This is a genomic window from Marinobacter sp. ELB17 (genome assembly GCF_000169375.1).
Taxonomy (GTDB): domain Bacteria; phylum Pseudomonadota; class Gammaproteobacteria; order Pseudomonadales; family Oleiphilaceae; genus Marinobacter.
In genome coordinates this window covers 1-19024 of record NZ_AAXY01000013.1, presented here as the reverse complement: position 1 = coordinate 19024, position 19024 = coordinate 1, and the positions used below count along the sequence as shown (strand labels likewise).

Annotated in this window: 14 protein-coding genes and 1 pseudogene; 7 read left to right on the top strand and 8 right to left on the bottom strand. The window is 55.1% G+C overall.

The genetic code is table 11. The features are described from left to right. Window position 1 precedes the first annotated feature (1 nt). From MELB17_RS14540 to gloB, 5 genes are all read right to left on the bottom strand, one after another. The gene (locus tag MELB17_RS14540) at window positions 2–1084 is read right to left on the bottom strand and encodes a microcin C ABC transporter permease YejB (protein WP_007351045.1); all 1083 of its coding nucleotides are present in this window, start codon (window positions 1082–1084) and stop codon (window positions 2–4) included. Window positions 1085–1151: 67 nt separating this feature from the next. Further along, window positions 1152–2915, bottom strand: a complete 1764-nt coding sequence (locus MELB17_RS14535; RefSeq protein ID WP_227498922.1) for an extracellular solute-binding protein — start codon at window positions 2913–2915, stop codon at window positions 1152–1154. A 153-nt stretch (window positions 2916–3068) separates the two neighbouring features. Continuing rightward, window positions 3069–4412, bottom strand: a complete 1344-nt coding sequence (gene iscB / locus MELB17_RS14530) for an RNA-guided endonuclease IscB (protein WP_083796401.1) — start codon at window positions 4410–4412, stop codon at window positions 3069–3071. Between the two features lie 327 nt (window positions 4413–4739). Beyond that, window positions 4740–6479: a LysM peptidoglycan-binding domain-containing protein gene (locus tag MELB17_RS14525; protein WP_007351042.1), complete on the bottom strand. Its 1740-nt coding sequence runs from the start codon at window positions 6477–6479 to the stop codon at window positions 4740–4742. Between the two features lie 287 nt (window positions 6480–6766). Beyond that, entirely contained in the window at window positions 6767–7570 is an 804-nt protein-coding gene (gloB, locus tag MELB17_RS14520) for a hydroxyacylglutathione hydrolase (protein ID WP_007351041.1), read from the bottom strand. 150 nt (window positions 7571–7720) lie between these two features. On the opposite strand from gloB, the gene MELB17_RS14515 reads away from it, so the two are divergent. From MELB17_RS14515 to MELB17_RS14500, 4 genes are all read left to right on the top strand, one after another. Further along, complete coding sequence (locus MELB17_RS14515) at window positions 7721–8503, top strand: class I SAM-dependent methyltransferase (RefSeq protein WP_007351040.1); 783 nt, start codon at window positions 7721–7723, stop codon at window positions 8501–8503. Then, on the top strand, window positions 8500–8940 hold the full coding sequence (gene rnhA, locus MELB17_RS14510; RefSeq protein ID WP_007351039.1) for a ribonuclease HI: 441 nt from the start codon (window positions 8500–8502) through the stop codon (window positions 8938–8940). The genes MELB17_RS14515 and rnhA overlap by 4 nt, the downstream gene beginning before the upstream one ends. 33 nt (window positions 8941–8973) lie before the next feature. Then, the gene (gene dnaQ / locus MELB17_RS14505; RefSeq protein ID WP_007351038.1) at window positions 8974–9684 is read left to right on the top strand and encodes a DNA polymerase III subunit epsilon; all 711 of its coding nucleotides are present in this window, start codon (window positions 8974–8976) and stop codon (window positions 9682–9684) included. A gap of 174 nt (window positions 9685–9858) precedes the next feature. Continuing rightward, window positions 9859–11571 carry a hypothetical protein gene (locus MELB17_RS14500; RefSeq protein WP_007351037.1) on the top strand — a complete coding sequence of 571 codons (1713 nt, stop codon included), beginning with the start codon at window positions 9859–9861 and terminating at the stop codon, window positions 11569–11571. 72 nt (window positions 11572–11643) lie between these two features. Here MELB17_RS14500 and MELB17_RS14495 read toward each other — a convergent pair whose 3' ends face one another. After that, window positions 11644–11958 carry an SCP2 sterol-binding domain-containing protein gene (locus MELB17_RS14495; RefSeq protein ID WP_007351036.1) on the bottom strand — a complete coding sequence of 105 codons (315 nt, stop codon included), beginning with the start codon at window positions 11956–11958 and terminating at the stop codon, window positions 11644–11646. 181 nt (window positions 11959–12139) lie between these two features. Between MELB17_RS14495 and sohB the strand changes: the two genes are divergently transcribed. Next, a complete protein-coding gene (gene sohB / locus MELB17_RS14490; protein WP_007351035.1) occupies window positions 12140–13228 on the top strand; it encodes a protease SohB in 1089 nt (362 codons plus the stop codon). A gap of 49 nt (window positions 13229–13277) precedes the next feature. Further along, the gene (locus tag MELB17_RS14485) at window positions 13278–14297 is read left to right on the top strand and encodes a YhdH/YhfP family quinone oxidoreductase (protein WP_007351034.1); all 1020 of its coding nucleotides are present in this window, start codon (window positions 13278–13280) and stop codon (window positions 14295–14297) included. Window positions 14298–14503: 206 nt separating this feature from the next. Here MELB17_RS14485 and MELB17_RS14480 read toward each other — a convergent pair whose 3' ends face one another. Further along, window positions 14504–14746, bottom strand: a complete 243-nt coding sequence (locus MELB17_RS14480; RefSeq protein ID WP_007351032.1) for a DUF2970 domain-containing protein — start codon at window positions 14744–14746, stop codon at window positions 14504–14506. A 29-nt stretch (window positions 14747–14775) separates the two neighbouring features. Continuing rightward, on the bottom strand, window positions 14776–18474 hold the full coding sequence (metH, locus tag MELB17_RS14475; RefSeq protein WP_007351031.1) for a methionine synthase: 3699 nt from the start codon (window positions 18472–18474) through the stop codon (window positions 14776–14778). 270 nt (window positions 18475–18744) lie between these two features. Between metH and MELB17_RS14470 the strand changes: the two are divergent. Then, a pseudogene (locus MELB17_RS14470) lies at window positions 18745–19024 on the top strand (iron-sulfur cluster biosynthesis family protein); the annotation flags it as partial.

Sequence of the window (19024 nt, the reverse complement as noted above, 5' to 3'; positions counted from 1 at the left end):
GTCAGGCACCTTCCCGGCTTTCGAAATCGATGCGCGGGTCTACCAATACGTAAGTGATATCGCTGATCAGCTTCAGCAACAGGCCCATCAGAGTGAATATGAAAAGGGTGCCAAATATCACCGGGTAATCCCGGTTCAGGGCCGCTTCAAAGCCCAATAGTCCGAGACCGTCGAGGGAGAAGATAACCTCAATCAGCAAGGATCCGGTGAAAAACAGCGACACCAGAACCCCGGGCAGACTGGCGATCACAATCAGCATGGCGTTGCGGAAGACGTGGCCGTAAAGCACCTGTTTTTCTTCCAGGCCTTTTGCGCGGGCAGTGACCACGTAGTGCTTGCCGATTTCATCCATAAACGAGTTCTTGGTGAGTAGGGTGAGCGTGGCAAAACCGCCAATCACATTGGCCGTCACAGGCAACGCCAGGTGCCAGAAATAGTCGCCCACCTGCTGATACCAGGTCATTTCGTCGAAATTGCTGGAGGTAAGCCCGCGCAGGGGGAACCAGTCATAGTAGCTGCCGCCGGCAAACAGTACGATCAGCAATATGGCAAACAGGAAGCCGGGAATGGCATAGCCAATCACAATTGCCGAACTGCTCCATACGTCAAAGCGTGAGCCGTCACTGACCGCTTTGCGAATGCCCAGGGGAATAGAAATCAGATAGATAATAAGCGTGGACCAGAGCCCGAGGGAAATGGACACCGGCATTTTGTCCAGAATCAGTTCCAGCACGCTTTTATCACGGAAAAACGAGTCGCCGAAATCGAGAGTGGCGTAGTCTTTGAACATTTTGAAAAAGCGCTCATGGGCGGGCTTGTCGAAGCCGTACATGACTTCGATTTCTTTCAGCAATTCGTCCGGAATACCACGGCTGCCCCGGCTATCGTTGCTGGTGACGACTTCGCCGCTGCTGTCGCCGCCTCCGGCACGGGCCAGGGTGTTGCCACCGTGGCCCTGCATTTGGGCAATCATTTGTTCAATCGGGCCGCCCGGGGCCGCCTGAACAATGACGAAATTGAGCAGCATAATGCCGATCAGAGTGGGGATGATCAGCGCCAGACGGCGCAGAATGTAAACGCCCATTAGTGTCTCATCTGCTAGTGGCCTACTTTGCTAAATCGCGAAACCACTGTCGTTCTATCCACCACAATCACTGTCGTTCTATCCACCAATTGTTGATGTCGACGCCGTTTTTCGCAGCGTGTCCCGGATGCTTGAGATAAGACCAGTAGGCTACTCGGTCACTGGCCAGATACCAGTGTGGCACCACGTAATAGTTGTTTAACAAAACCCGGTCCAGGGCGCGGGTGCGGTACACCAGTTCTTCGCGGTCGGGCGCTTGAATCACTTGCTCGACCAATGCGTCCACCACCGGGTTATTCACGCCAACGTAATTGCGTGAGCCGTTTACGTCTACGCTGGTGGAATGCCAGTAGTCGCGCTGCTCGTTGCCGGGGGAGTCAGACTGGCCAAATACTTGGGTGGTCATGTCGTAATCAAACGAACGAACCCGCTGCACGTACTGATTGCTGTCTACCAGGCGTACGGTAACGTCTACCCCCAGGCGTGCCAGGTTGTTTTTGAACGGCAATACCACCCGCTCAAACGTTTTCTGAAACAACAGCACTTCAAAGGCCAGCGTTTCTCCTGTTTCGCTGTGTACCATCTTGCCGTTCTTGATGCTGTAGCCGGCGGCGCGAAGTTCTTCCAATGCAATCTTGAGGTTGGCGCGCAAGCCTTGTTGGCCGTCGGTCACCGGAGGCTGATAGGTTTGATCGAACACCCGTGGCGGCAATGAATCGCGGTAGGGCTCAAGAATTTCCAGTTCGCGGCCCTCGGGCAAGCCTGAAGACGCCAAATCACTGTTGGCGAAATAGCTGTCGCTACGAGTGTACTGGTCATAAAACAGGTTTTGGTTGGCCCATTCAAAATCGAATGCGTAGGTCAGCGCTTTGCGCACTCTGGGATCACTGAAAATGGCCTTGCGAGTATTGAACACAAAGCCCTGCATGCCGGCTGGCCGCTGGTGGCCAATGGTTTCGGTGATAATTTCACCGCTTTCGAAGCGTTGCCCGGTGTAGGAGGTAGCCCAGTTTTTGGCGGAGGACTCCAGACGGAAATCAAAATTACCGGCTTTAAACGCCTCCAGGGCGACTGTGTCGTCATTATAGTAGTCATAGCGGATCTGGTTGAAGTTGTAGCGGCCCTTGCGCACGCCCAAATCTTTCGCCCAGTAGTCATTCACCCGTTCATAGGTCACTGACCGCCCGGCATCGAATTCGGCAATCCGGTAGGGGCCGCTTCCCAGTGGAGGCGTCAAGCCGCTGTCGCCGAATTCGCGATCGGCCCAGTAGTGTGCCGGCAATATGGGCAGTTGCCCCAGAATCATCGGTAATTCGCGGTTTTTGGTGGTGTCGAAATCAAATCGTATACGCCGGGGGCTTTCCACGGTTACGTTGCTGACATCGGCGTAGTAGTTGCGGAAAAACGGATGGCCTTCGGTAACCAGCGTGTTGAAGGAAAATGCGACGTCTTCGGCGGTAATCGGTTCGCCGTCTTGAAAACGGGCTTCGGGGCGCAAGTTGAACACCACGTAGCTGCGGTCGGCGGGTGTTTCAATGGATTCGGCAATCAGGCCATAGGCCGAAAACGGCTCGTCGGCGGATGACTCCATCAGGGTGTCGTAAAGATAACCACTGATGCCGGCCGCCGCCACTCCGCGCAAATGAAACGGGTTGAAGGTGTCAAAACCGTTGGCGACTACCGCAAGGCGCAAAGTGTCGCCTTTCGGGGCACTGGGATTGACGTAGTCGAAATGGGAAAAATTCGCTGGGTATTTTGGTTTACCGTGCATGGCGATGCCATGCTGCGGGCTGGTGTTTGATGCCGGAGGTGCGTCGCTGTTTTGCGCCATTAGCGGCGCTGTAACCATGGCGAAGCCGATGGCAGCAGCGCAAAATAAGTGGTTAAAAGGCTTGGCCGATGATTCACTCAAGCGTTTTTTTATCATCGATTTTGCGCGGGAAACCCCGTCCTTTTAGGTCGGGGAGGGAGTGCGCGTCGTGCGTTAGCACGACAGACTTTCCTGTTTCCCTTCTCCTTTTTGTGGTGTGGGTTGTAGGTGATAGCCGTAGCCATCCGCTTTTTGCATGAGCCGGCAGTGCCGGTGATGAATGCCTTGAACGGCTCCGTCCGAGGTTTGAATGTTGAAGCTGCCGGTTTTTCGGATGGCGACCCGGCCTAGCCAGGTGCCTTCCTTTTTGCAGGTTGGGACAATCGCTCGAACCATATCGCCGGTCTGGAATCCGTGAACTGATTTCTCTCGCATGAGGTAACCGCGAGGGAAGCCGTGTTTTGTTAAGCGTGTGCGTTTGTAACTGCCGCGCCCGGTGGCTTTTATCCGTAGCGTGGTTTTTTGCCAGTCAAACACTTGTTCGACAACGCCGACACAAGCTGCGTCAAGGGCGTGGGTTTTGGGGATACCGAGTCTTTGACGGTTGAACTTGGTTTGTCCTCCGGTGCCGACGTTCACGGGAAGCTCTGTGTTTTTCAGCGACTGGAACAGCGCCCAGCGGGTTGAGTTCACCGCCGCGGCGTCCCGCAAGGGGCGTTTGCACTGGCTCAAAACTTGGCTTAGCCGAGGTTGTTTGTCTTTTAGGCGCTTGGAGGTTTGGAAAAAATCGGCCAGGGTTTGAGAACCTTTCTCCTGATTGCAGTCGTGACAGGCAATGGTCAGGTTACTGATTCGGTTTGAACCGCCGTTGGCTTTTGAAACAATGTGTTCGATTTCCAGCGGTGTGTCGGTCACAGTGCAATAAGCGCATTCGCGACCCCATTTTTCCAGCAAATACTCCCGAACTTCATAGCCTAACAAGGTACCTTGCTGATACTCAACGCCGCTGATCTCGGGATTCTCCATCTGTTGCAGGTCAAACCGCACCAGTTCTTGGCTGATCGACGTGACCGGCACCAAGGCGCAAAGGCGTTTGATGACACTGGTGGTGGTATCCACTCGATGTTGAAGGCTGGGCGCTAGCCAACCTTTTGGCTTTGTCCGGTTGTTGAATCGGGGCGCCCGATAGCGCAGCTGACTCCGGCGCCTGCGCCGACATCCCCGGCGCTGATCCAGTGCTTTGCGGATCTGGCGGCCACGGTGAATCAGCTCGATTAAGCACAATACATGCTCCCCTTGGGCGCTGACTCTGGACACCGCTAAGCCGGTTTCTTTGCTGCCAGGGTCGATTTTGAGCACGACTTTCTGGACAGTACCGCCAGTGCGGTCTTTCAAGCGAATGCTGAACGGATACACTCGCACCACCACCGCTCGTTTGCGGGTCAGCAGGAGCCGGGCTCGTTTTTCCGAGCACGGCATCAGTGGGTTCTTTTGTCTGTCGAGTACAAAAACAGCCATATCGTTTTCCAATAATCACCCTTACGGGTCTGGTGTCGGAGGCCGAAACCTCTCTCCCCTCGGGAATGTCTACCACCGGCTCCCGCTTGCGCGGCAACTGAGACTTTTGGCGCTTTGCCTTTCGCCAGCGTGATCCCTGTTTTCCAGTGTCCGGTGCTGAGGTAGCACACCGGAGTGGGTCTTAACGACCTGTGGTAAACGTAGCGGGTTGGTGTCCGCTTTCCCTGGTCAACTTGGCGTGTAGGGTGTTCTCTACAAGCCCCGTCGTTCACGGCGGGGTAGTTGACGGGTACCTTTGTTGTTTTAACCACTTTCATGGTGACCCGGTTATGGGCTATTACGGATGTCCACGTAGAGTACCAGACTTTGTCCAGGTTGCAGATAATGCTCGGTATTTAGGTCATTCCAACCAGCAATATCGCTGATATTTACCGAAAAGCGCCCGGCAATGGCCGCCAGTGAATCACCTTTGCGAACGCTGTAGCCGACTTTGCGCACCAGGGCTTTGATCCGCGCACTGGCACTGGAATCAGAACTGGCCACCGTGGTTTCGGCGTTTTGCGACCAGATCACGAGCTTCTTGCCCGGGATCAGTGGGTCGCCGGGTGCCATGCTGTTCCAGGCAGCCAGTTCACGCACTTTCACCCGGTGTTCTCGGGCGATATCCCAGAAGGTGTCCCCGGGCCGAACGTGGTAGCTGACTTTGTCGCCATCACGCGGCCGCGACTGTTTCTTTTCCAGACGCTGGGCGGCGCTTAGGGCATAGGTTTCGCTGTCGCCGGTTGCGGATGGGATCATCAGGCGCTGGCCGATACGGATTGTGTCGCCGTTGAGTTCATTAAGCTTGCGGATGACCGGTGCGGTGGTTTCAAAACGCTGGGCTATGGTGCTTAGGCTATCCCCGGAACGCACCCTGTAGTTGCGCCAGGACACACGTTGATTGACCGGGTAGGTTTTCAGGGCCTTGCGAAAGCGTTCCGCGCTGGCCACGGGCACCAACAGACGGTGCGGGCCATCGGGGTTGGTGGCCCAGCGGTTAAAAGACGGATTTAGCAGGTACATTTCGTCTATATCGGTCGCGGCCAGTTCGGCGGCTTTGGCCAGGTCTAGCTGCGAGCCGGTTTCAACCACGGCGAAGTAAGGCTCGTTGGCCAATGCTGGCAAATCGATACCATAAGCTTGCGGATCGGCGAAGATTTTCGCCAGAGCCAGTAGCTTTGGTACGTAGTGGCGGGTTTCTTTCGGCAGCTTCAGCGACCAGAAATCCGTTGGTTTGTCAGCGTTTGTATTGCGGCGTATGGCGCTGGAAACAGTGCCGCCGCCGCTGTTGTACGCAGCCAGCGCAAGTGTGTAGTCGCCGTCAAAGCGTTTGCTCAGGCGTTCGAGGTAGGTTAGAGCAGCGTCGGTAGCAGCGATGACATCGCGGCGGTCATCGTGCCACCAGCTTTGGGTTAAGCCGAAGTATTTTCCGGTGGCCGGTACAAACTGCCAGAGCCCGGCGGCGCGGCCGTGGGAGTAGGCGAACGGATCAAACGCACTTTCTACAATGGGCAGCAGGGCCAGTTCTGTGGGCAGGCCACGGCGTTCGGTCTCGCTGATGATGTAGTGAAAGTAGCGGCTACCGCGCTCCATCACCCGTTCAATGTAGCGAGGGTGACTGGCAAACCAGGCCAGTTGCTGTTCCAGACGCGGTTGGTCTACGTCATGATCCAGCGCAAAGCCGTCCCGCAGGCGTTGCCACAAATCGGTGCTCTCGGTCTTGAACCCGTTTTCAAGAGCGTTATCGGCTAGCGTTGCGGGCTGTTCAATATTGGCGGCGTTTAGCTTACTTCGGGCGGTTCTGGCCTGGACCTTTAGCTCCGGGGCAATGGCATCGTCTAGCGGATCATCTTGGCTGGCATCGGCTTGGCCTTTGATGACCGCCTCTTTAAGGTCGTCATCACCGCTGGCGACGGCTACATGTGTGGAATCGAGAGGGTTATCAGCGCTACTGACGGAGCGTTCACTGGCGCAACCGGCAATAAGAGCGGCGCTAAACAGGCAAGTTAATAATCGGTTGGGCGACATAAACACACGTTCCGAGAAAATAGCGGGCCAAATCGATGGCAAATTGTGCCCGGCGATTTTGGCTGCGAATAATAAAGTAAGGGGATTTTATGGGTGTGGTTTACCAGTGGTCAAGAAACCGATTGTTACCGCTGCGAGAAGATCGCACAAACTGGGGATAGATTTTATATCTGCACCTAGTCTTGCCGAGCCAAGAACCACGAACCAGGGACAGATTTTAAATCTGTCACTATCTTGCCGAACCTCACGCCTGGGACAGATTTCAAATCTGTCCTTATCTTGATCTGTTAGCCGCGAAAGTGATCCTTGCTGTGACGAATCGCGGCGAATACGTCGTCTGGGCTGTTTATGGGTAGTTTGTGCTCACTAGCATAGATTTTTGCGACATGAATCACGTCTGGATCGTCCCAACGCAGAAACAGGTTCAGGCGTTTTTCCTCAGCCAGGGTGGATGGCACTGTTGCCTTGTTGTTCGCCCGTGCCTGCTCGCATTGCTGTTCAAACTCAACCAGGGCACTTGATTGTGGCAACCAGCTGCGGGCAAACCTGAGATTCGCCAGGGTGTACTCGTGACCGCAATAAACGGCCGTGTTGTCAGGCAACTGACGCAGGCTTTCCAAGGATTGTCGCATCTGCGCCGGTGCTCCTTCAAAGAGCCGGCCACAACCCGAAACGAACAGAGTATCGCCGGCGAACAGCAGCGGTCGCCCGGTTATGGCTGTGTCGTCGGTAAAAAAGGCGATATGGTCCAGCGTGTGGCCCGGGACCGCCATGCTGGTGAAAGTAATGCCCTCCCAGAGCGCGGTGTCGCCAGGATGGATGGGGTTTGTGCTGCCTTTGAACGGGCTGTCGGCCGGACCAATTATCCGGCAGTCGGGATACGCTTCGCGCAGCGCTTTTACGCCGCCAACGTGATCAGGGTGGTGGTGGGTGATTAGAATGGCGGTGAGCGCCAGGCCCTGTTGCGCCAAGTGGTCCAGAACCGGTTGCGCCTGGCCTGGGTCCACGATCAGGGCGTTGTGCCGGTGCGGGTCAGCGATGCACCATATATAGTTGTCATTGAACGCCGGTATTGCAGAAATCGTCAACATAACCCACCCATGTGCTTAGCCAATGTGGCTGCTATGATAAAGCATTCATCGTTTTACCCCAAAACTTGCAGGCCTGGGTGGCGTGCGCCGGCTTAGCTTTAGAGTTTAAAAGTGGGGTTAAAAAGCAGGGCTAACAGGAGCAGCAGTATAGTGAAACTCGAAGAAGCTATTGATTACCAGGCGCGCCATGACAGCTTCGAGCACTGGTTCCAGACTCCGCTTGGCCGGGCTCTGCTGGCCGATCAGCGCCAGTACCTGGACCACAAATTGGCCAGCCACACCGGCGCCCGTCAGTTGCAGGTCGGCGTCAGCCATCGCCTGCCGCTGGCTACCGGCACCGACTTTTTGCAACGAATTATTACCGTGCCGCAATGGCATTCGGATATTCCTGGCGGGGTTGCGGTTTGCGACGCGGATGAACTGCCATTTCCCGGCGATTCGATGGATCTGGTTATTTTGCCCCACACGGCGGATTTTTCCCGTTACCCCCATCAGGTGCTGCGGGAGTCAGCGAGGGTGTTAAGGGGGGAGGGCTGCATCGCTATTACCGGTTTTAATCCGTTCAGTGTTTGGGGGCTGCGCCGACTTTTGTCCGGGCGCTTCGGCAGGCCGTCGGGCGGTCCTTGGGGCGGGCGTTTTATGCCAGCGGGGCGAATGGAGGACTGGTTGCGGTTATTGGGCTTTCAAATAGAACATTCGGTGACCCGCTTTTACGGTTTACCGTTACAGCGCTGTGCACGCAATCCGGTAAAGTGGCAGCCTAGCGGATTCATGCCGGGCGGCGCTTATTACTGTATCCTTGCGCGCAAACGCGAACTGGCCCGCACGCCTGGCCGCCGTGCGTGGAGTAAACGGAAGGTTATACGCCTGGCGGGTAACCGGCCGGTGGGAGTGGCGCGTACGAGCCATCAGAATCATCAGGAGAGTGAATGAGCGGTAACGTGATTATGTACACTGACGGCGCCTGCAAGGGCAACCCCGGGCGCGGCGGTTGGGGAGTGGTGCTGCGCTGGGGCGAGGTTTGCAAAACCTTGCACGGTGGCGAGCAGCACACCACCAATAACCGCATGGAGCTGATGGCCGCGATTGAAGGGCTGAAAGCGTTGAAGCGTGATTGTGACGTAGAGCTATATACCGACTCCCAGTACGTGCGCAAAGGCATCACCGAGTGGCTGGCCGGCTGGAAACGCAACGGTTGGAAAACAGCGGCTAAAAAGCCGGTTAAAAATGACGATCTTTGGAAAGCCCTGGATGAACAAAGCGAGCGCCACCGGGTAAACTGGCACTGGGTGAAAGGGCACGCCGGCGTGCCGGATAACGAACTGGCCGACCAGCTGGCCAACCAAGGCGTTGAAGAGCTGACCGGTTAACTGGCTCAGCATAAAAGGGTAAAGGGTAACTGCATGCGACAAATTGTACTGGATACCGAAACCACTGGTATTGACCCCAACGAAGGTCACCGAATTATCGAAATTGGCTGCGTAGAGCTGGTTGAGCGGACGTTAACCGGGCGCAACTATCATGTTTACGTAAATCCTGGCCGCGAAGTAGAAGCCGAAGCCGTTGCCATACACGGCATCACCAACGAGTTTCTGGCCGACAAACCACTGTTTGCGGTTGTTGCTGACGAATTTTTCGAGTTTATCCGCGGCGCGGAGCTGGTGATCCACAACGCGGCATTTGACGTCGGCTTTATGGACGCCGAATTTGGCCGTCTTGACGGCGGCCGTAAAACCGCCGAACACTGTGGAATTGTTGATACTCTGGCCATCGCCCGCAAGCGCCACCCCGGTCAAAAAAACAACCTGAACGCGCTGTGCAAACGCTACGGGGTAGACAACAGCAATCGCGAATTGCACGGCGCTCTGCTGGATGCGGAGATTCTAGCCGATGTGTACTTGCTGTTAACGGGCGGCCAAACCGCGCTGTTGCTGGATGCCGGCTCGGGTGAGGGTGCCCACGGCGATGGTATCCGCCGGGTGCAGGCCGCCCGCGAGGCACTGCAGGTGATTCGTGCCAGTGCAGATGAAGATCTGGCCCATCGCGAGTTTATGGCGATGATGGAAAAAAAAGCCGGCTCGACTGTGTGGAGCCAGGTTCTGGGTGCAGAATGAGAACTGCGTCAGGAACTGCGTAGCAAGCTGGGTAGAAAGAAATTACCTGGCCCTGACGCCTTGGTTGAGTGGCGTGAAAATTGTGTTATAACTGATGGGAGTTACTACATTTTTTGATGTAACCGGTTAAAAAGCGTGCGGTGCCACCGCAGGGTCAACAGGGAAGCGTAAGTTATGGTGCAATCGTCTCTGGCAACGAAATCGCAGTCATTCGATCTCGTTAAAAGTGAAATCGAGCAAACCATCCGGCAGGCTGAAAACGGCCTTGCGCGCTTTCAGGAAAACCGGGAGAGTGACGAAGATCTGCAAAACTGCCTGGACTGTCTGAACCAGCTGCGGGGCACCTTCACACTGGTGGAGCTGCGTGGCGGAACCTTGCTGTGCGAGGAGGCGGTAAGTACCTGCAATAACGTTCCAGTTGGTGCAACCACCGACAAGAATATTCTGTTAACCACGCTCAACAAAGCTTTATTCGTACTGCGCCGATACGTGGAATACCACCACCATCAGCGCCAGGACCACCCCAACCTGCTGTTACCGGTGATCAACGAACTGCGCGAAGCGCGCAAAGAAGCTGTTTACCCGGAATCCTGGCATTTCAAGCTCGACCTTGCGCAACGCCCAGACTTTTGCAAAGGCATGAAACTGCGGCCTGTCGCCGACGACGACACCAGCGATTACGACATTATGGCCCGGCGCATGCGCTTGACCTATCAAGTGGCGCTGCTGGGCATTTTGCACGAACGCAACGACGCAGTAACAAAGAAGCTCATCAGCCGTGCCGCTCGTGGTTTTGCGCGGCTGTGCAACGGAAAACCCCAGGGGCAACTATGGTGCCTGGTGGAAATTGTTGCCGATACCATGCTTGACCGTGCAATGCTGTTTTCCAAGGCGCGTAAACGCCTGTTCATGGCGATTGAAAAATACGCCCGCCAACTGGTTTACGTGGGTGCTGATTCTGCCAATAAACCAATACCTGACGACTTGCTTACCGATCTGGTGTACCTGCTGCATTGCAGTGGCTCGGCCAATCCCGAAGTCGCGCAGGTGCTTCAGGCCTTTCGCCTGGCGCCTGCAGAATTTTCGGACGCCATTCTGGAATCTCATTCCCGCAAACTTTACGGCCCGGGCAGTGATGTGCTCAAGTCCTTGTCAGAAGCAATGCAGGATGAGCTGAACCAACTAAAAGACAAGCTGGACATCATTGAGCGTGGTATCGAACCGGACTTGGCTGAACTGGGATTGATTGCCGAAATCCTGGAAAAGTTGGCTAACACGCTGGTGATGTTGGATTTGAAGCGTTTGGCAGCAACCGCTAACAAGGAAGCCATTAAGTTGCGCCAGCTGGAGCACGAATCGCGTCTGCCAGACGAAACCGAACTGCACAGTCTGGCGGACTCTGTGCTTGGTATCGAAGAAGTTGTGTTGCAGATTGCCAATCGTGGCATTACCAACGATGCAGATCTGGCAAGCGTTAACCCGTCTGATAGCCGTGAAGAGTCACTGTGCCTGCGCGAAGCCGTGTGGGTGGTGGCGGACGAAGCCCGTAGCGCGCTGACTCTGGCCAAACGAGCGATCACAGCGTTCATTGAATCGGATTACGACAAACTGCACCTGGCTAACGTGCCCACCACCCTGCACACCATTTGGGGTGGACTGGTGATGATTAACGACCCGGATGCCGCCGAAGTGCTGCAACGTGTTGGTGGTGCCATACAGCACCAGCTTTTGGACAACAGCGAGCCGCCATCTGAACAGGTACTGGAAGCCATGGCGGATGCTTTGACATCCCTCGAATACTACATTGGCAACATTGGCAAGCACGAGCCCGGAAATGCCGACGTGTTGCGCCTGGCGAAAACGTCTTTGGACGAAGTTCGTCTTTAAAACCGACGACCTAGCAAACCCGGAGCGAAAAAAACCTGCCGACATGGCAGGTTTTTTTAAACGCGGACAGACTCAGCCCATGTTAAACAGGTCGCCGAGTTTGGTAGCCAGCATCATGTCGCCTTCGGCGCGCAGTTGGCCAGCCATGAACGCCTGCATGCCGTCTGTTTCACCAGAAACGACGTCTTCCAAGGTTTCGGAATTCATGATCAGGGTAACGGAAGGGTCGTCGTGGGCGCCTTCGTGTAGCTTGCAGGTGCCGTCGTTAATCACCAGGTGGTAGGTTTTGTCGTCTTCAATATCGAACTGAAAAACCAGGTCCAGACCTTGCGCGGCTTCGGCGTTAAAACTCTGTTCCAGCTTTTCAAAGATTTGTTCTACGGACATAAAATTACCCTTTAAATGGTTGTGATGACGGCGACACAGCCCGACTCATTTCCTGACTTTATGGCCGGTAGCGACAGCTGTCAAGTGCGTTCAAACGATTGTTTTAATTTATGCCCGGGTTATCACCCGATGAGCTCTGGGTTACACTTGTCTGCTTATCTGAACCTACGGGAGAAACCCTTTGGAATTCCTTGCAGACTATGGTCTTTTCCTTGCGAAAGCCGTTACCTTGGTGCTGGCTGTGGTGGTGATTATTACCCTGATTATCTCCGCCGCCCAGCGGGAGAAAAGCAGTGAACACGAAGACGGTGAACTGCGCATCCGCAAACTCAATGACAACTACCGTAAATTGCGCGAGGGCATTGAAGCGCGTTTGATGACGGACCTCGATCGCAAAGCCTTCGCCAAGTTGCGCAAAAAAGAAGAGAAAGCCGAGCGCAAAGCCGAAAAGGTAAAAGCCAAAGTTAAAAGCGCAAAAAGCGACACCGCCGAGACCGCGGACGACGCAGTCAAAACTCGAGTGTTTGTGCTGGATTTTGATGGTGACATAAAGGCCAGTGACACCGAGGGCCTGCGCCGTGCCATTACGGCCGTACTCAGTGTGGCTAAGCCGGAACATGACGAAGTGGTGGTGCGCCTGGAAAGTGGCGGCGGAATGGTGCATTCCTACGGCCTGGCCGCAGCACAACTGGACCGCATCCGCGCCAAAGGACTGAATTTGACCGTGTGTGTAGACAAAGTAGCCGCCAGCGGTGGCTATATGATGGCCTGTGTAGCAGACCGCATTGTGGCGTCGCCGTTTGCGATTCTGGGTTCCATCGGCGTGGTGGCGCAACTGCCCAACGTGCACCGGTTGCTGAAAAAGAACAACGTAGACTTTGAAGTATTGACTGCGGGTGAGCACAAACGCACGTTGACCGTGTTTGGTGAAAACACCGATAAGGGCCGTCAGAAATTTCTGGCAGACCTTGAAGACATCCATCAGCTGTTCAAAGATTACGTAGGTGAGCGGCGGCCCCAGTTAGACATGGCGGCGGTTGCCAATGGTGATATCTGGTTTGGCCGCCGTGCGTTAGACGTAAAGCTGATTGACGTTATACAAACCTCAGACGAGTATTTACTGGAGGCGGCAGAACGCGCAGAGCTGGTGTTGGTGTCGTATCAACGCAAACGCACATTACCGGAAAAGCTCGGGCTGGCAGCCAGTGCCGCCGTCGAGCATACGGTTTGGCGCTTGCTAAGTGTGTTTCGCAACCAGAACTTGCATTAAAAAGGTTCTGTAGTTAATGCCCTGCAGTGCCCAAAACCAGGAGTCGTCAATGAGTGAATCTCAGAGCAACCCGCAGCAAAATGGACAGACTTATCAGGCCTGGCAGGTCAGTGAGCAGGATGGCGGTTATCGCGGCTGCGAAACGACGCTGAGTACAGCCGATTTGCCGGCTGGCGACGTGTGGATCCGGGTCAGCCACTCATCACTTAATTACAAAGACGCGTTGTCTGCCTCCGGCAATAAAGGCGTTACCCGACAGTTCCCTCACACACCCGGTATTGATGCCGCGGGTGAAGTGGTTGAGTCGGCAACCGGCACGCCCCCGGTTGGCAGCCAGGTGCTGGTGACCGGTTACGATTTGGGCATGAACACCGCTGGCGGATTCGGCGAGTACATTCGCGTGCCAGCAGCATGGTGTATTGCCATGCCTGAGGGCTGGATGGCAAAAACCGCCATGACCTATGGCACCGCAGGGCTTACGGCCGGCCTGAGCGTTCACAAGCTGCTAACCATGGGCGCAGCACCCGGGCAGGGCAAAGTCGCTGTTTCGGGCGCCAGCGGCGCTGTAGGCAGCGTGGCGGTGGAAATTCTATCGGTTCTGGGTTTTGACGTGGTGGCTATCAGCGGCAAAGCCGAGCAGGAAGACACTTTGCGCACCTTGGGTGCGGCTGAAATTTTGGGCCGTGATGCACTGGAGGCGCAAAAGAAACCGATGTTGAAACCGGCGTTTGCCAATGCGGTGGACACTGTAGGTGGCGCGCCGCTGGCAGAACTGCTGAAGCAGGTACAGCCCGGCGGATCTGTTAGCTGTTGCGGCCTGGTGGCCGGCATTGAGTTGCCTACCACCGTGCTGCCGTTCATATTGCGCGGCGTGAACCTATTGGGTATCGACTCGGTAGAAATTCCGCTGGCGGATAAACAAGTCATTTGGGACAAACTCGCTGGCCCTTGGGGCTGTCCGCAAACGGAAAAGTCGGCCAAGGTCATTGGACGCAGTGATCTTGCCAGCGCACTGGAAGCCTTTCTGGCAGGCAAATCCAGCGGCAAGATTGTGTTGGAACACAGATAATTAATCCCGAGAGTGGCAAATAGCGCAATTCGTGCTTAACTGTGGGAAATTATTCTCACAGTTAAGCACGGGGAAGTGGATATGAGTAAATCTGTACGCAGTGATAGCCAGGCAGACGCCATTGCAGCCGTTGTGTTGATAACACTTGCGGTCGTTTTTGCGGTGATTTGGGTTTCTGGCCAGTAGGTGCCATTGGATTTAAGCGATCAGGTGCTGGCCAGCACCACATTCACCAGAAGTACCAAGCCGCCAATCAACAAGGTGGTAAACAGTATCCCGCCAACAATGTAGGCCCACGGGCTGGGGTTGGCAAAATCTTCTTGGTGGCGCTTGCTGGATTGAACGCCCAGAGCGCCCGCCAAAATACTCTGCATCACTTTCAAGAAGCTCGGCCGCGGCAGCGCTTTGCTGCCGGGCTGAGCGGTTTCATTATTGCCTTTTGTGTCCATAGCCGGTCTCCGCTGTTTACATCAGAGCGTTATTCCGCTGGATCGTACGCCAAGCTGGGTTGTAACCAGCGTTCGGCTTCGGCTTTGGTTTGGCCGGTACGATCAGCATAGTCTTCAACTTGATCTACGCCAATGCGACCTACGGCAAAGTATTTGGACTGCGGATGCGAAAAGTACCAGCCAGAGACCGCAGCGGCCGGGAACATGGCAAAGTGCTCGGTCAGGGTGATGCCGGTTTTGGCGGTTGCGTCCAGCAGGGTAAACAGTGTGGCCTTTTCAATGTGGTCAGGGCAGGCGGGATAGCCGGGTGCCGGGCGAATACCTTGATAGCGCTCTTTGATCAGCGCGGCGGTGTCCATGCTCTCGTCACTGGCGTAGCCCCAGAACTCAGTGCGCACGCGCTCGTGCAGACGCTCGGCGAAGGCTTCTGCCAGGCGATCTGCCAGGGCTTTTACCATAATGGCGTTGTAGTCGTCGTTGGCGTCTCTGTACTCATTAGACATTTCTTCAGCGCCGATGCCGGTGGTGACCGCGAAGCCACCTACGTAATCAGGGTGTTCATAGCCTTTAGCAGCCACGAAGTCTGACAGCGCCATCATCGGCTTTCCGGGTGCCTTTTCATCTTGCTGACGCAGGTGGTGCAGCACGGCGAGCTCTTCAGTGCGGCTTTCATCGGTGTACACAACAACGTCATCGCCACGACGGTTCGCCGGCCAGAAACCAGCTATACCACATGCGGTTACGCGCTTTTCATCAATCATTTTGCGAAGAATAACCTGAGCTTCGTCGAACAGGGTTTTGGCGACTTCACCGCGCTTTGGATCGTCAAAAATCTGCGGATATTTGCCCGCGATATCCCAGGAAATAAAGAATGGTGTCCAGTCAATGTAAGGCACCAGTTCGTTCAGATCGTATTCTTCGAACAAGCGGGCGCCCAGAAAGGCCGGCTTGGGGGGCACGTAATTGTCAAAGTCGATCTCCGGCGCGCGGTCGCGAGCTTCCTTCAACGACACCAGTTTAGTGCGCTCGCTACGGTTTTTGCGGCGTTCGCGGATTTCGTCGTACTCCGCCCGGGCCGCTTTTACCAGGTCAGGTTTGGCGGTTTTACTCAGCAGTTTTGAGGCCACGTTAACGCAGCGCGAGGCGTCTGACACGTAAAGGGCGATGTCGTTTTTATAGTGCGGCTCAATTTTCACTGCGGTGTGGGCTTTGGAGGTCGTAGCGCCGCCGATCATCAGTGGCAGGTGAAAATCCAGACGCTGCATCTCACGGGCTACGTGCACCATTTCGTCCAGTGACGGCGTGATCAGCCCGCTAAGGCCAATAATGTCCACGTTGTGCTCTTTCGCCGCGGCCAAAATTTTGTCGCAGGGCACCATAACGCCCATGTCGATCACTTCGTAGTTGTTGCACTGCAGCACCACACCCACAATGTTTTTGCCGATGTCGTGCACATCGCCCTTCACCGTGGCCATCAGGATTTTGCCCTTGGCCTGTTGGCCTCCGGATTTTTCCGCTTCAATAAACGGAATCAGGTGGGCTACCGCCTGCTTCATAACCCGGGCGCTTTTGACCACCTGAGGCAGGAACATCTTGCCGTCGCCAAACAGATCGCCAACCACGTTCATGCCGTCCATCAACGGGCCTTCAATCACGTGGATGGGGCGATCCGCTTCTTGCCGGCAGGCTTCAGTGTCTTCAATGATGTGGCTGGTAATGCCTTTCACCAAGGCGTGTTCCAGGCGTTTTTTGACCGGCAGGTCACGCCATGCCAAGTCTTCTTCCGGGGTTTTTACACCCTGGCCTTTGAAGCGCTCGGCAAGTTCCAGCAGGCGGTCGGTAGAGTCTTCGCGGCGATTCAGCACTACATCTTCTACCGCTTCTTTCAGTTCCGCTTCAATGTCGTCATAAATCACCAGCTGGCCGGGGTTGACGATGCCCATATTCAGGCCGGCTTTTATAGCGTGGTACAAGAATACCGAGTGGATAGTTTCGCGCACCACGTCGTTGCCGCGGAACGAGAACGAAACGTTACTGACACCGCCGGAAATCGAGGCGTGGGGAAGGTTGGCGCGAATCCAGCGGCAGCCGTTTATGAAGTCCACCGCGTAGTTGTTGTGTTCTTCAATGCCGGTGGCAATGGCAAAAATATTCGGGTCAAAAATAATGTCGCCCGGTTTAAAACCAATGCTCATCAGTGCGTCATAAGAGCGTTTGCAGATTTCAGTTTTACGCTTGAAGGTGTCGGCTTGGCCTTTTTCGTCAAACGCCATAACCACCACGGCGGCGCCGTAGCGCATGCAGTCCCGGGCTCGCTTGAAGAATTCTTCCTCGCCTTCTTTCAGGCTGATGGAGTTCACCACGGCCTTGCCCTGAATGCAGCGTAAACCGGCTTCGATGACTTCCCACTTGGAGGAGTCAATCATGATGGGTACGCGGCAGATGTCTGGCTCTGAAGCCACCAGGTTCAAAAAGGTGACCATCACCTCTTTCGAATCCAACAGGCCTTCGTCCATGTTGATATCAATGATTTGCGCGCCATTCTCAACCTGGTCTCGTGCCACGCTTAGAGCTTCTTCGTAGCGTTCTTCTTTGATCAGGCGTAAAAAACGCTTGGAACCAGTGACGTTGGTACGCTCACCCACATTGATGAACAGGGTGTGTTCATCGCCGGTAAACGGTTCCAGGCCCGACAGGCGCAGTGCCGGCTTCGGCTGCGCGATTTTCCGTGGCGGGTATTTGGCGACGGCGTTGGCAATGGCTTCAATATGGTCTGGGCGCGAACCGCAGCAGCCACCAATAATGTTAAGAAAACCGTCGCGGGCAAAGCCTTCGATGATTTCGGCCATTTCCTCCGGGGTCTGGTCGTACTCCCCGAATTCGTTGGGCAGACCGGCGTTGGGGTGGGCGCTCACATAGGTATCCGCTTTCGCGGACAGCTCTTCTATGTATGGCCGCAGGGCGTCAGCGCCCAGGGCACAGTTCAGACCGACCGAGATGGGTTTGGCATGGGCAATGGAATTCCAGAAAGCCTCGGTGGTCTGGCCAGAAAGAGTGCGGCCAGAGGCATCGGTAATGGTGCCGGAAATCATGATGGGCAGCTCGATACCACTGTCTTCAAAATACTGCTGGGTGGCGTAAATGGCGGCTTTGGCGTTCAGGGTGTCGAAAATGGTTTCGATCAGAATCAGGTCGCAACCGCCTTCAACCAGGCCTTCCACCGCTTCGTAGTAGTTATCCACCAGGGCCTGGAAATCCACGTTGCGATAGCCCGGGTTGTTTACATCCGGTGAAAGCGAGGCGGTGCGCGACGTGGGGCCTACGGCGCCGGCCACGAAGCGCGGTTTCGCGGGGTTTTTGGCAGTAAACTCATCGGCGATTTCTCGCGCCATTCGCGCGGCAGCCACGTTCAGCTCTTTGGCGATGTCTTCCAGACCATAATCCGCTTGCGACAAACGTGAAGAGTTGAATGTGTTGGTTTCAATAATGTCTGCGCCCGCATCCATGTAATCTGCGTGAATATTGCGCATAAGCGCGGGCTGGGTCAGGTTCAGCAGGTCGTTGTTGCCCTGCAGATCGCTTGCGTAATTGGCAAATCGTTCACCCCGAAATGCTGATTCGTCCAACTTCAGTTGCTGGATCATGGTGCCCATGCCGCCGTCTAGAATTACAATGCGTTCTTTAAGGGCTTGGTGCAGTTGTTTCAGGCGGGTGGTGCGGTCAGTCATGGGCTTCTCTTTCGTCGATTGTTTTAAAACAGGCGCGGGCGTTGCTGGCTACTGAGCGCTGTAAAAATGGCGCTAGGGCGTTGCTGTTAATTTTCGGCGGCAAATCATAGCAAACTTTGCGCCTCTGGCGTACTTCTTACGCTGGATAATCCGCACTGGAGCAATAGCGGAAAGTAATTATACCGCATAAAGACCAACCAATTTGGTTGGTCTTTCATGTTGCCGCCATCTGCCGTAAAATGTCATGAAATTCTAAAGCGAGTTAAGAATATGTCCGTGGTAACTGTGACCGACCCCGCGCGGGATTATCTTGCGGAACTGATTTCAAAACAGGACGTTAAAGGTATGGGTGTGCGCATTTTTGTCACCCAGCCCGGCACCAAAAATGCCGAAACCTGTCTTGCTTACTGTCCGCCTAATGAAATTGTGCCGACGGATGAGCAATTCGATCTGGAAAAGTTCACTTTGTATTTGGACCATGCTTCTGTGCCATTTTTGGAAGAAGCCTACGTGGATATCCAAGGACCAAATGGGCGGACAGCTGACATCA